General features: G+C 35.5%; 13 protein-coding genes, 1 pseudogene and 1 riboswitch. Of the genes and pseudogenes, 12 read left to right on the forward strand and 2 right to left on the reverse strand.

Annotated elements, in window-relative coordinates:
* Nucleotides 1-14: 14 nt before the first annotated feature.
* From ACUXEY_RS01990 to ACUXEY_RS02005, 4 genes are all read left to right on the forward strand, one after another.
* Nucleotides 15-893: an energy-coupling factor transporter transmembrane component T gene (locus ACUXEY_RS01990; protein ID WP_429602576.1), complete on the forward strand. Its 879-nt coding sequence runs from the start codon at nucleotides 15-17 to the stop codon at nucleotides 891-893.
* A complete protein-coding gene (locus tag ACUXEY_RS01995) occupies nucleotides 866-2,527 on the forward strand; it encodes an ABC transporter ATP-binding protein (RefSeq protein WP_461299957.1) in 1,662 nt (553 codons plus the stop codon). The genes ACUXEY_RS01990 and ACUXEY_RS01995 overlap by 28 nt, the downstream gene beginning before the upstream one ends.
* Complete coding sequence (locus tag ACUXEY_RS02000) at nucleotides 2,500-3,201, forward strand: ECF transporter S component (protein WP_166703332.1); 702 nt, start codon at nucleotides 2,500-2,502, stop codon at nucleotides 3,199-3,201. The genes ACUXEY_RS01995 and ACUXEY_RS02000 overlap by 28 nt, the downstream gene beginning before the upstream one ends.
* Before the next feature lie 183 nt (nucleotides 3,202-3,384).
* A complete protein-coding gene (locus ACUXEY_RS02005; protein ID WP_461299958.1) occupies nucleotides 3,385-4,107 on the forward strand; it encodes a YwiC-like family protein in 723 nt (240 codons plus the stop codon).
* Between the two features lie 32 nt (nucleotides 4,108-4,139).
* Here ACUXEY_RS02005 and ACUXEY_RS02010 read toward each other — a convergent pair whose 3' ends face one another.
* Complete coding sequence (locus tag ACUXEY_RS02010) at nucleotides 4,140-4,331, reverse strand: hypothetical protein (protein WP_000544998.1); 192 nt, start codon at nucleotides 4,329-4,331, stop codon at nucleotides 4,140-4,142.
* Between the two features lie 122 nt (nucleotides 4,332-4,453).
* A riboswitch (SAM riboswitch) is annotated at nucleotides 4,454-4,552 on the forward strand.
* A 40-nt stretch (nucleotides 4,553-4,592) separates the two neighbouring features.
* Between ACUXEY_RS02010 and ACUXEY_RS02015 the strand changes: the two genes are divergently transcribed.
* From ACUXEY_RS02015 to ACUXEY_RS02030, 4 genes are all read left to right on the forward strand, one after another.
* Nucleotides 4,593-4,910 (forward strand): hypothetical protein, encoded by a 318-nt coding sequence (locus ACUXEY_RS02015; protein WP_142952361.1) that lies wholly within the window; start codon nucleotides 4,593-4,595, stop codon nucleotides 4,908-4,910.
* 253 nt (nucleotides 4,911-5,163) lie between these two features.
* On the forward strand, nucleotides 5,164-5,553 hold the full coding sequence (locus ACUXEY_RS02020; RefSeq protein WP_461299959.1) for an SWIM zinc finger family protein: 390 nt from the start codon (nucleotides 5,164-5,166) through the stop codon (nucleotides 5,551-5,553).
* Nucleotides 5,554-5,576: 23 nt separating this feature from the next.
* Entirely contained in the window at nucleotides 5,577-6,152 is a 576-nt protein-coding gene (locus ACUXEY_RS02025) for an NAD(P)H-dependent oxidoreductase (protein ID WP_166703335.1), read from the forward strand.
* Nucleotides 6,149-6,502, forward strand: coding sequence for a group-specific protein (locus ACUXEY_RS02030; protein WP_166703336.1), 354 nt, complete (start codon nucleotides 6,149-6,151; stop codon nucleotides 6,500-6,502). The genes ACUXEY_RS02025 and ACUXEY_RS02030 overlap by 4 nt, the downstream gene beginning before the upstream one ends.
* Nucleotides 6,503-6,542: 40 nt before the next feature.
* Here ACUXEY_RS02030 and ACUXEY_RS02035 read toward each other — a convergent pair whose 3' ends face one another.
* Nucleotides 6,543-7,889, reverse strand: a complete 1,347-nt coding sequence (locus ACUXEY_RS02035) for a short-chain fatty acid transporter (RefSeq protein WP_098521491.1) — start codon at nucleotides 7,887-7,889, stop codon at nucleotides 6,543-6,545.
* Nucleotides 7,890-8,297: 408 nt separating this feature from the next.
* Here ACUXEY_RS02035 and alo point away from each other — a divergent pair, with 408 nt between their 5' ends.
* From alo to ACUXEY_RS02055, 4 genes and pseudogenes are all read left to right on the forward strand, one after another.
* Nucleotides 8,298-9,836, forward strand: coding sequence for an anthrolysin O/cereolysin O family cholesterol-dependent cytolysin Alo (gene alo, locus ACUXEY_RS02040; protein ID WP_461299960.1), 1,539 nt, complete (start codon nucleotides 8,298-8,300; stop codon nucleotides 9,834-9,836).
* Nucleotides 9,837-10,158: 322 nt separating this feature from the next.
* Entirely contained in the window at nucleotides 10,159-11,388 is a 1,230-nt protein-coding gene (locus tag ACUXEY_RS02045; RefSeq protein ID WP_461299961.1) for a serine hydrolase domain-containing protein, read from the forward strand.
* Nucleotides 11,389-12,156: 768 nt separating this feature from the next.
* Nucleotides 12,157-12,905: pseudogene (locus tag ACUXEY_RS02050) on the forward strand (DUF7225 domain-containing protein).
* Nucleotides 12,906-13,253: 348 nt separating this feature from the next.
* Nucleotides 13,254-13,811, forward strand: a complete 558-nt coding sequence (locus ACUXEY_RS02055; RefSeq protein WP_461299962.1) for a TetR/AcrR family transcriptional regulator — start codon at nucleotides 13,254-13,256, stop codon at nucleotides 13,809-13,811.
* Nucleotides 13,812-13,824 lie beyond the last annotated feature (13 nt).

Genomic DNA, 13,824 nt, shown 5'->3' on the forward strand with positions numbered 1-13,824 from the left:
TTCGGTAAAGGACTATGAAAATAAGTTTTTCTTCTTTACATCCTTTTGTGAATTTTTTCTATTATATCGGGGTGATGATACTATGTATGATGTGTCTTCATCCTCTTTTTTTAATTGGAGTAATTCTATTAATCGTTATTTTAAATGTGATGCAAGGGAATAGCGAAAAGATAAGAAAGATGTTACCAAGCACAATTGTATTCTTTTTTATGGTCATTTTATTTAATTCGTTATTAACACATAGAGGGCGAACTACGTTATTTTGGTTAGGTGATAGTCGTATTAAACTTGAGGCAATTATGTTTGGGCTAGTAATGGGGTTATTACTAGTGGCGATTATGTTTACGTTTGCTTCGTATAATGATATTATTTCAAGTCATAAATTTTTATATTTGTTTTCTAGAATTTCACCGAAAGTAGCATTGTTAACGATGATTACGGTGAGGTTTGTTCCTTTGTTTATGAGGCGATTACAGAAAATAACACTTGTCCAAAAGACAAAAGGTGTACAAGTAGATGCAGGCTCAATTGTTGAAAGAGTGAAAAATGGTATGCAATTGCTGCAAGTATTATTAATTTGTTCATTAGAAGATGCACTGCAAACAGCAGATTCTATGCAAGCTCGTGGATTTGGTGTAACGAAGCGTACGACATATATTCGGTATAGAATGGAAAAACGCGATTGGTACACGCTCAGTTATTTAAGTATTTTATTTATAGTTGCTATTATATGTAGTACGTATGGCGGAGGAAAGTTAATCATTTATCCGAAAGTCGAATCTATTCTATTTCAGCAATACGATGGAATGATGTTTGGCGTATTTACGATGTTTATTAGTCTACCAATTATAATGGAAGGAAGGGAATGGCTATGGTGGCGCATGCAGAAATAAACAATTTATCATTTGTATATGCTGATGAAAACGAAAAAGCGTTACAGCATATTTCTCTTTCTATTCAAAAAGGAGAGTTTATTACAATTGCTGGCGGATCAGGATCCGGGAAGACGACTTTATTAAAACATTTTAAAAAGGAATTACTTCCAATCGGTACACGCTCAGGAGAAATTTTTTATGATGACGTTGTATTAGAGGAAGTACCTGATTTATTATCTGCACAAGAAATTGGCATGGTATTTCAAAATCCAGAAAATCAGCTCGTAATGGATACAGTTATTCAAGAATTAGCATTTTCTTTAGAAAATATCGGGTTACCATCACATATTATTCAAAAACGAATCGCAGAGCTTATTAGCTTCTTAGGATTTCAAGATTTATTGCATCAATCTGTTCATACGTTATCTGGTGGACAAAAACAACTTGTCAATTTAGCTGCGGTATTAGTTATGCAGCCGAAATTATTATTATTAGATGAACCAACGGCGCAGTTAGATCCCATTGCGGCGAAAGAGTTTTTAGGATTGTTAAAACGTATTAACGAAGAACTTGGAATTACGATCGTTTTAAGTGAACATCGCTTAGATGAAGTGATACCACTTGCGACGCGCGTTATTTGTATGAACAATGGCCGAATCGTGTATGATGGTAGTCCTAAAACGGTTATAGCGAACATGTGGGAAGTTGAAAAGTTCCGTCCGTTTATTCCGCAAATTCCAAGATTGTTTTTAGAATGGAACGCGGAAGATATTCCGTTTACAGTGCGAGAAGCACAAATGAAACTGAATAACTTTTCAGAGATATCATATGTGAGTGAGCCAATGGTACAAAGTGAAAAGCAAGAAGTCATTTTAAGTGGAGAGCATATTTCATTCCAATATGAAAAAAGTAGTCCACTTATTTTACGAGATTTAACCGTATCGATTGAAAAAGGAAAATGGGTAGCACTCGTTGGAAAAAATGGTACAGGTAAATCTACACTGTTAACGCTTTTAGCTGGATTGCAAAAAGCGAGAAGAGGGAAAGTAAAGTGGAATGGGAAAGTGATACATAAAATTGATTCGAAAGAACGATTTAAAAGTATTGGGTATGTATCGCAGCATCCATATTATCATTTTACATTTGATACAGTGTGGGATGAGGTGTATGAACGTGCACGTGAATTATACGGAGAACAAGGAAAAGAAATAGCAGAAGATACGCTAAAACAGTTTTGGTTGTACTCGCTTAAAGAACGCCATCCGCACGATTGTAGCGGAGGAGAGCAACAATTACTTGCGTTATGTACGACATTATTATCAAAGCCAACGTTATTATTGCTGGATGAACCGACAAAGGGGCTAGATCCATGGAAGAAAGAAAGAGTAGGAGAACTATTTAGGAAGTTGCAAAAAGAAGGTACAACAATTGTAATGGCAACGCATGATATTGAATTTGCAGCAAAATACGTTGATCAATGTATGATGTTATTTGACGGAGCAGTCATTATGAATGATGCACCGAAAGAATTTTTTAGTGGTAACTTCTTTTATACAACATCTATCAATCGATTCATTCGAAAAGAATTGCCATATGCATTAACGTGGGAGGATGTGTACGAAGCGTGTCCAAACGATATGTTGCATTCATAATATGTATTTTTGCAGTAATAATAGGCACATTACTCTTTACGACACTTATCATGGACGGCTATTACATGTTAAGTAGTTTGTTTTTATTAGTTGTTATTATGTTACCGTTCTATATCCGCTTTGAAAGACAAGCGTTTGTTTCACGTGAAATTGTTCTCGTTGCTGTGTTAGCAGCAATTGCAGCAGTTAGCCGCGTACCATTTTCTCTTTTACCAAGTGTACAGCCGACTTCTTTTGTCATTATCGTTTCTGCAATCGTGTTTGGGAGTGAAACTGGTTTTATGATCGGGGCAACCGCTGCTATCGTGTCTAACATTTTTTTAGGACAAGGTCCGTGGACGCCGTGGCAAATGTTTTCTTGGGGGATGATTGGTTTTATAGCTGGATTATTACGTAATACATTTTTAATGAAAAAGTTATGGGGAAGACTTCTATACGGATTGTTTGTTGGATTTTTATTTGGCTGGATTATGAACTTGTGGGGGCTTCTCGGGTTTATACGTGAGGCAACGTGGGAAGCTGTCGTTTCGTATTATATCGCAAGTTTTTATTTCGATTTGAGCCATGCGATTTCGAATGTTATTTTCTTACTACTATTTAGTACGTCTTGGATTACGATTCTTACAAGATTTAAAAAGAAATATGGCATATTAGATAAGCATAACATGGCATAGAAAAGCATACTCATATAAGGTAGGGTCGCGACTTACATATTCGTTTGCCTCTTTCATGCTTCTTACATATTGTAAGGAGCATTTTTTATTGTCAAAAAATAGTCCAATATATATCCGTTACTATATAAAATTATTTGTATAATAATAGGTGAGAACTATTTTCAAAGAGGAGGTGTATAGTTAATGAAGTTAGTTATTCCGAAGCAACACGGTGCATGGGCCATGCTCGTTATACCGTTTCTATTAAGTGTCATACTTGGGAAACCTACTATGTATCATATTCCATTGTTTTTAGCGTGGTTCTTTATCTATTTAGCTACGTATCCATTTCTTACGTACATAAAGCAAAGACGAAAAAAAGAGTTTTTACATGCAGCAATTGTATATTTTATCATCGCTTTCGTATTTGGGATGATCTCTCTATTATATGAATGGCGCATTCTTTTATTCGTAGCAGTCATGATTCTATTCTTTATAGTAAATATGTATTACGCTCGTCAAAAGAATGAAAGAGCATTACTAAATGACATTAGTGCGATTATTGTTTTCTGTATTGGTGGTTTAGTTAGTTATTATTTTTCAATGAAACTTATAGATAAAACAGCACTATTTATTGCGCTTATATCATTTTTATATTTTTTAGGAAGTACGTTTTATGTGAAAACGATGATTCGTGAGAAAAATAACCCGAAGTATCGTCTTATATCATGGGGTTACCATATTCTATTAACAATCATCGTATTTGCTATCAATCCGTGGTGCTCTCTTATCTTCATACCGAGTGTCATTCGAGCAATTATGTTGTACGGCAAAAAGATTTCTATTATAAAAGTAGGGATTTTAGAAATTGCTAATTCTGTATATTTTTTAATCATAACGGTAATAATTATGAAGTATGCCATTTGAAAAAACTTCCCACCTTATGATGGGAAGTTTTTTCAATCTTGTTCTAAAATGTGAACGGTGTAATCGCAGCGTTGAATAGCTTGTTCGATCGCATAAAGGGATTGTTCAATACGTGCGCGATTAAAATCTTTTTCAACAGTCTGTAGTGCTGCTTCTAAACAATGTTTTGCTTCTTGTAATGATTGAAAAGAATCTTGTACATATCCGCGAGCATTTTCGTGCATTTCATATTCCTCCTTGCATACTCATATATGTATAGTATGAACAGTAAAGAAGAAAATATTATTTGTTATATTTGTTTGACAATTGAAATGAAATTACGTATAGTAAGAATTAAGTGAATATTTTCTTATCCAGAGAGGTGGAGGGACTGGCCCGATGAAACCCAGCAACCGCGATGCAGGTGCTAATTCCAGCAGAACATATTTGTTCTGGGAGATAAGACGAAGATATATACGTAACTTCTTCTTATCGGAGAGGTTTTTTTGTTGCAAAAAAACCGATTACGAAAATTTATATTAAGAAGAAAGGGGTTGCGAAGTACTGTGACACTCGAAAAATACGTAAAACTGCGTAGTACAGTTTATGAATATATGATAGAGCAAGATAAGCCAATATCATTGTTAGATATTCAAGAACATATCGTTTCGCATCATGAAGGAAAATTCACGAAAAAGATGTTACATCAATTTTATTTATCAAGACTATTAGATGAACTGAAACTGGATGGGAAAATTACATTAGCTGATGAATATCTCTATACTGAAAAAGGGGTATTTTATAAGGCGAGAAAAGGGAGCTGAGCTCTCTTTTTTTTGAAGTATGTAGAGTAAAAGACTGCTTAAGCAGCCTGATACAGGGAATGGTGTTGAGTGTGTAGTGTCAAAGATTGAATGTGCCTGAAAGAGGCACTTCATATCGGCTGCAAATGAAAAGAGACACCTTCGCCGAATAGGTGTCAGTCGTTTTGTCATATAGACTTGCTATTTGACAGTTATTAGAATAACATGCAGTGGCTCTAGAAGTCAAAAGGGAATTAAAGGAAGAGGTGTTGTTATGTACGCTTACTTATTACATGATATAACGAAATGGATTCCTAAGTACATTATGGATAAAGGATATGAATATTATGAAGAAGGACATGTAGATGATGTTGAAATACAAGACAAGAAAATATTTGCTTTCGTTACTGGAAATGCAGGAAACTATGAAGTGATTATTGATCTTGAAGATTTTACAGAAAGTAGCTGCGAATGTCCATATGAAAATTATTGTAAACATATGGCGGCAGTTGTTTATGATATTCAAAGTGCTGGTGAGAGTACGGTGAAAGAGAAATTGAAAGATTTAGAAAAGGAAGAGTTATTGACCGTATTAAACCGTTTATTACAAAGCTCAAAAAACGTGCAAATTGTAGAGAGAATGTTAAAGAAGGGGAAACTTTAACTTATAGAGGGAGTTGTTTTGTAGTGAATGTACTAATTGTATACGCTCATCCTAGTCCTTCCAGTTTTAATGCGGCGATTTTAAAGCATGTGCAAAAAGGATTGCAAGAAACAAACCATTCGGTTACGGTACTTGATTTATATAAAGAAAAATTTGATCCGGTTCTTGTATTTAATGAAGAGAAGAAAAGACGTGATTTAGTAAATGAAGAAGAAACAGCTCGTTACAGAACATTAGTGGAAGAAGCAGATACTCTTCTTTTCATTTATCCAATATGGTGGTGGGGCATGCCAGCTATTTTAAAAGGGTTTATTGATCGCATTTTCGTTGCTGGATTTGCTTATAAATATGAAGGAGCCCTGCCGAAAGGTTTATTGAAAGGTAAGAAGGCATGGGTAATTAATACGTTAGATTCACCGTTATGGTACGTCGCATTATTATATCGATCAGCCGATTGGATTATGATGAAGAGAGGTGTTTTACGTTTTTGCGGCATTCGCGATATAAAGCGGTCAGTTTTTCAATCTGTAAAAACGAGTAAACGAGAGAAGCGGGAAAAGTGGTTATTACAAATAGAAGAAAAGGCTCGTACATTATGAATGAAATCGATCGTATTATAAAGTGTTGTCAGTATGATAACGAACTTTTTCGGACGTATATTACATGTTTACTTCAATTGAAAAAATGTAGTGAAACGTTTCAACAAATGCAGATTCAATTAAGAAATGATTATTTAATAAGAGGGATTTGTGAAAGAGAAGTTGATGAGGTGGTAAGGGGAAGTAAAGAATATGATACATATTTTCTTCCTAAAGTGTTACAGTGGAATTTCCTTAAGAACAATCCACATTTAATTGAAAAAGTATGTGTAGATTTTTTTGCATTTAAGGCATTAAATCTTACGGATATAGAGTGGAAGAACATTATAAATTGCATGGGAAATAAATAATTTATTATGTAAAAAAGCTAGTATAAAACTAGCTTTTCGTTTAGATAAATAAGAAACATAGACTAATGATAAAACCTGCATATAGTAAGTTAACAACGCAAAATCCCATAATATCACGAGCACCTAAACCAGCTATTGCTAATGCCGGTAATGCCCAGAAAGGTTGAATTAAATTCGTCCAAGCATCGCCCCACGCAATTGCCATTGCTGTTTTTGCAGCAGGTACACCAAGTTCAGCGCCAGCTGGAATCATAATGGGTGCTTGCACAGCCCATTGACCGCCACCAGATGGAACGAAAATATTAACGATGCCAGCACTTAAAAAAGTAAAGAGCGGAAAAGTCGTTTCGTTTGAAATGCTAATAAAGAAATTAGAAATAGCTCCTCCAAGTGAAAGTCCTTCACTATTTGCCCCAATCATCATCCCCATAATTCCTGCGTAAAACGGAAATTGAAGTAAAATACCAGAAGCACTTTTCGTAGAATCTGAAAAAGCGCGAATGTATTGAATCGGCGTACGGTGGAAGATAAGACCTGCAATTAATAACATAAAAATCACGATATCGAGAGTAAGGTTAAAGCCTTTCGTATAAAAGTAATTGAAAATATAAATGAGACCTAACAATCCAACACAAAGTGTAATAATGATGCTATTTTCCATTTTTTCAGCGAACGTATTGTTCCCTACTTCTTGAGCGGCAGCTTCTTCATGGAATACGCTAGGATCTACCGTTATCGTATGTTTTTCATCTGGATGCATCGCTTTATTAATGAGAGGCATTGTAACGAGAAAAATAATAACTGGTACAAGTGCGTATGGTGAGAATAACGTTTCTGTTATTGGGATCGCTTCTTTAATACTGCCAGCTGTCGTTTTAATTAACGTTTCGCCGCCTGTTGCTAGCGTAAGAGGAATAGAAGCAGAAAGCCCCGCATGCCAAATAAGAAATCCAGAGTAAGAAGAGGCAATGGCTAGTCTATAATCTAATCCTTCCAGCTGCCTTGCCACTTCTTTTGCATATAAAACAGATACAACAATACCAAATCCCCAGTTTATGTATGCCCCTAGTAAACTTACGATTGAAATGGCAATAATACCTTGTCCATTCGTTTTTGGTAGTTTTGCCGCTTTCGTTAATCCTTTTTTAATAAGAGGCGCGTTTGCTAAAGCAGATCCTGTCACGAGTACAAGTGCCATTTGCATAGAAAAGGCGAGCAGTCCCCAAATTCCATCACCCCAATGAGTGATCATTTCCACCGGCGTTTGATGCGTTGCAAACATGCCGAAGAAGATTACAAAAACAGTTAATAAACATGATAAAATAAACGGCTCTGGCAAGAAACGTTGCACTAAGGCGACGCAACCATTTGTAAAAGAACGAAACAAAATAGATCAACCTCCTTATGTATATTTATTACAATTATTCGAGGTTGTTTCGTTCATAACCTTTTAGAATTTGAAAATTCTGATATTTTTATAGAGATTGAAATATTGTCAATAAGAATAGTACCACCATCACCCTGACAGAAAAAGTTGCTTTTCCTCAATATGAAATATTGCATATAAAAATGAATTGATGCAAATGTAAAAGCTTATTATAATGAAAGCATAAATATACAACACATCTTAATACAGCAAAGAGGAGGAAGTTATATGGAAATCGCAATGGCAGTTTTAAAATTTTTAGGTGGAGTAATTCCTTTAGTCCAAGAGCTTTTAAAAGCATTTATGTAAGTTTATTAATTAGCTATCGTGTATCAATCTATTATTATATCTTATTAAAAAAAGAACGGGGTGATTTTTCTGAATAATAAGAAAAATACCAAAAAAAGAAAGTTCCTTGCATGTTTATTAGTTAGTCTATGCACGATTCATTATTCGTCTATTTCTTTTGCAGAAACACAAATCGTTAATGCAAATGATATAAATAAAAATGCTAGTAGCATTGATACTGGTATAGCAAACCTTAAATATAATAATCAAGAGGTTTTAGCTGTAAATGGTGATAAAGTAGAGAGTTTTGTTCCGAAAGAAAGTATCAATTCAAATGGTAAATTTGTAGTAGTGGAACGCGAGAAAAAATCACTTACAACGTCACCAGTGGATATTTCGATTATTGATTCTGTAGTGAATCGCACGTATCCAGGAGCTGTACAACTTGCCAATAAAGCATTTGCAGATAATCAACCTAGTTTATTAGTGGCTAAGAGAAAGCCTTTGAATATTAGTATAGACTTACCTGGCATGAGAAAAGAAAATACAATCACTGTCCAAAATCCGACATATGGTAATGTGGCTGGAGCAGTAGACGATTTAGTATCTACTTGGAATGAAAAGTATTCCACAACACATACGTTACCTGCAAGAATGCAGTATACAGAATCTATGGTTTATAGTAAATCACAAATCGCAAGTACTCTTAATGTTAATGCTAAATATCTTGATAACAGTCTAAACATTGATTTTAATGCGGTTTCAAATGGAGAGAAAAAAGTGATGGTAGCGGCATATAAGCAAATATTCTATACCGTAAGTGCCGAGCTACCTAACAATCCATCCGATCTGTTTGATAATAGTGTTACTTTTGATGAGTTAACTCGTAAAGGAGTAAGTAATTCAGCTCCACCTGTTATGGTTTCAAATGTAGCTTATGGTAGAACGGTTTATGTAAAATTAGAAACCACATCTAAGAGTAAAGATGTACAAGCGGCTTTTAAAGCTTTACTTAAGAATAACAGTGTCGAAACGAGTGGACAGTACAAAGATATTTTTGAAGAAAGTACCTTTACTGCTGTAGTATTAGGCGGAGATGCGAAAGAGCATAACAAGGTTGTTACAAAAGATTTCAATGAAATCCGAAATATCATTAAAGATAATGCTGAATTAAGTTTTAAAAATCCAGCATACCCAATTTCATATACAAGCACTTTCTTAAAAGATAATGCAACTGCTGCTGTTCATAACAATACAGATTATATCGAGACGACAACTACAGAATATTCAAGTGCTAAAATGACACTTGATCATTACGGTGCTTACGTTGCTCAATTTGATGTATCTTGGGATGAATTCACATTTGATCAAAATGGGAAAGAAGTACTAACACATAAAACATGGGAAGGTAGTGGCAAAGATAAAACGGCTCATTACTCTACAGTTATCCCTCTTCCACCAAATTCAAAAAATATAAAAATCGTAGCAAGAGAATGTACAGGTCTTGCATGGGAATGGTGGAGAACGATTATTAATGAACAAAATGTTCCATTAACAAATGAAATAAAGGTTTCAATTGGAGGAACAACGTTATACCCAACTGCTAATATTAGTCATTAGGTTGGAGTAAAGCGCCCTGGTTATAGGGCGCTTTTTTACTTGTTTGAAAGAATATCGGTGTTTTTAGATGTATCATAATCAATTCGCCAATCTTGTAATCATATTTTTTTATGGCTGTATCAATGTTATTAATGATTGCATTCCCCATTATTAAATCCCCATAAATGTAGCCTATCTTAGGTTGATAGTGATGCATGGTGCCTCCATGTATATAAATGCATTTTGTCGAAATTATTAAAAAGGGGAATTTTTCTGTTTGAAGAACTAATAATTGATTGTCAATATGTATTAGAAATCTCAATCTAAACTAAAGGAGAATAAAATGGGACAAAACAATAAGGGCTTTTCTGAAACAAGATTGCGCAAAATGCGTAATATATTGGCGCGGCATGTCGATTCTGGAAAGATTCCTGGGCTCGTCGCCTTAGTCAGCCGAAACGGCGAGACGCATGTCGAAGCGCTTGGAACAATGAGGCATGATGGTGGTGCACCAATGCGTCGGGACACGATTTTTCGATTGGCGTCCACTAGCAAGCCAATCGCAGTTTCACCAGTAATGGTTCTGCTCGATGAGTGCAAACTGCATTTAGACGACCCAGTAGACAAATGGCTACCGGAACTCGCCGACCGGCAAGTGTTGAAACAGCCCGATGGCCCGCTAGAAGAGACCGTCCCAGCACGGCGTCCTATCACTGTACGAGACTTGTTGACCTCCACATTCGGACTCGGAGTGGATCTCACGTTGATGGGTTCTCCAATCATGAACGCGTTCTTCGAGAGTGGGATATTCGACACGCCAGGGCAGGATATGCCCGATCCAGATGAGTTTATGCGTCGCCTAGGTGGACTTCCGCTAAGCTATCAGCCCGGAGAGCGGTGGCAGTATCATATCAGTATAGAAGTAATCGGCGTTCTTGTTTCCAGGGTCACGGGTCAGACGTTCGAGTCGTTCTTGCACGAACGCATATTCGATCCGCTAGGAATGAAGGACACTGGATTCTACGTACCTCAGCTCAAGATTGATCGGCTTCCACCAGCCTTCAACCCCAATCCGCAGACAGGTGAATTCATCGTGTGGGATGAGGGGGCGGGTGGACGTTATAGTAAACCTCCAGCATTCCAAGCAGGCGGTGGTGGACTGCTTGGAACCGTCGACGATTATCACGCGTATTTGCAGATGCTTTTGAATAAAGGGATGCACGGTACTAAACGGATCCTGTCTAGACCCGCAGTCCAGCTGATGACCACCAACCGTCTTACTCCGGAACAACAAGTATACCGAGACGATTTGGCCAAAAATAACGTCCATTTGTCATTCGGACAAGGGATCCAAGGTGGATGGGGCTTTGGGATGGCGGTGCGTACCTATCTTGGAGACTACGCGTCTATTGGTCAATTCGGCTGGGATGGTGGAACCGGTACTTCAGCTTACGCTGATCCAGATAAACAGTTTATTGGAATTCTGTTCACCCAGGTTGGGATGTCCACTCCGGCCCCATCGCATCTTATCCAAGACTTCTGGACTACGGCCTATCAAGCAATCGAAGACTAGGGTACGTTTAAAGGAAAACGCCAAGACGGATAGATAATCATAGGCTTGATGGCCACGATCAACACCATGGTTAAAAGTTAGGATAGGACCGTGTTGGAAGTACTGCGATAACAGTTGGGCATTATTAATAATAGCACAACAAAAAATCCTCTTGGATGCAAGAGGATTTTTTTATTGGGAATAGTAAGGACGAGAGGAGGTGCATTACATATGGGAAAAGGTAGAAGTAATAATGCTGGTAAAAAACAACCGAATTTCGATGATTCATCTAATTTCGCTAAACAAAGCCAACCGACAGAAAAGAAGAAGAAGTAAAAAAAGGATCTCTCTTGATAAAGAGAGATCCTTTTTTTTTATATATTGACGTTTCGGCACAACGTATCGATTGCTCAACCAAATAGTCATTATAGTCATTCATGCAAGGCTTAAACTCCTTCGAATGGAAGTTAATTTAATATTATTGTCCTGCTTTTTATAATGTTTCTGCACGTTTACCTTATTTAAAAAGCCAATAAAAAAAGACACGTTTCCTAAATAAACGAGCTCTTAATGGAGTATTATCTTTATTTTGAGCATTTAATAAAATTCTCCAATTTATATTTTACTCTAATAGTCTATGAAATTTAATTAATTAAATGTAAAATTTATATAGTAAGTTATAAAAAATTATGAAGAACTTTAAATATATTATTCCACAATCAGGCCAAATTATAGAGTGAAAGTTCTACTAGGTCTAAAAATATTGAGAAACACGAGGAGAGGGTTACATTGACTATTTATGAGCAATTTATAGAGGCTCTTAAAGAAAAAATAGGTGATACTTTAACATCTGCAGAGATAAAGGACAGATTAATAATAAAATTTAATACGAAACCAGGGAGTATTAATCCTGCTGATTATTGTTATAACCGTTATAACAAAGGGAGAGTGTTTAATGAAAATTTGTTTATATATATAAACAAAAAAACTTATAGGTATGTAGGTGAAAATTATCCTTATACAGGATTAGTTTTTCACAAACCTAAAGGGGAAGAGTGTGAATCTGTTGTAGGTGAGTGGGAAAATGGGAAACTTCTTTTCTATAAGGAGAAGGATAAAATAGGAATCTTACAAATTAAAAAGTTATATGAGGCATACTTTGAAATGTTAAGATTTGAAATGAATATTCTTGGTTGTAAGGCAACTGAATTAAGACATCTTATAGGTCAGGTGAATTTTTTTGTGTCCTTTACACGAATGGTGAGCTATCCAAAGTGACGAATCAGCATGGATATGATGTCATTAAAGATGGACGAAGAATAAGTGTTAAAACAACTGCTCAAGAAAAAGGGTTTATCACGATCAACCAAAACACATTCGACCAATTCGATGACTTCTTCGTAGTTCAGTATAAAGATGATGATTTGAAACTATTATTTTATAGGCCAAAGGAAGAGATTCCATCACTTAGACCATATGGGAATACTTATGAGGTTGATATAAATTCTTTAAAGAGAGCAGAAAAGACACTCGTATAAGGGTGTCTTTTTCTATAGTTTTTTAGCAGAAGCAAGCAGCTTTAACGATGATGATTCAGCTTTGTAATTGTTATAGGAATCATATGAAAAAAGGATACTTGGAAAAAGGACTAATATTGAATTTATAGCCATTTTTTTGTTACTCATTAAAAAATATTAATGCTCAGTGACTGATATTTTCTATACAATCATTTGATTGTTTATGATCCTCATCGCTCTTATGTTTTACCTGTTTTGAGTTAAAAGTTAGAAATTTTTAAATATTTGTTGTGTAGGTTGTGTTAAATATTGTAAAATGAAACGGTACTAGGAAAACCGAAGTGGTACCAATGGTTTAGGGGGCGGATTATGAAACAAAGAATAGTAACAGAAACAAGTCGTCAAATTCAAACGACGGGGTTTACATTTACAATTAGTGACTTAGCAAAACAATTAGCTGTGAGTAAGAGGACAATTTATGAGCACTTCTCTTCAAAAGATGAAATAGTAGATGAAGTTATTCGTCATGTAATAGAAAGTATTCAGGAAAAGGAAAAAAATATCGCTGAAGATAATACATTACAAACAGTTGAAAAAATAAGACTCATCTTAATTTGCATTCCACAACAATTTACATTCATGGATGCACGTTTATTAGTAGAACTAAAAAAACATCATTATAATCAATGGTTAAAATTAGATCAGTTTTTACGTGAAGGTTGGTTTACTGTAATCGGTTTATTAGAAGAGGGAATGAGGGAAGGAAGCATTAGAAAGATTCAAATTCCATTTTTTATTGAATTATATTTGGGAGCACTGAATCGCATATATGATCCTATGTTTATTGAAAAGAGTGATTATACATTAGGGAGTATACTTGAATCTATTATGGACATATTGCTGTATGGAATTTCTAATCCGGAGTAGAAGGTGGGAGAAA

It is taken from the genome of Bacillus sp. F9_6S_D1_P_5, assembly GCF_054823925.1.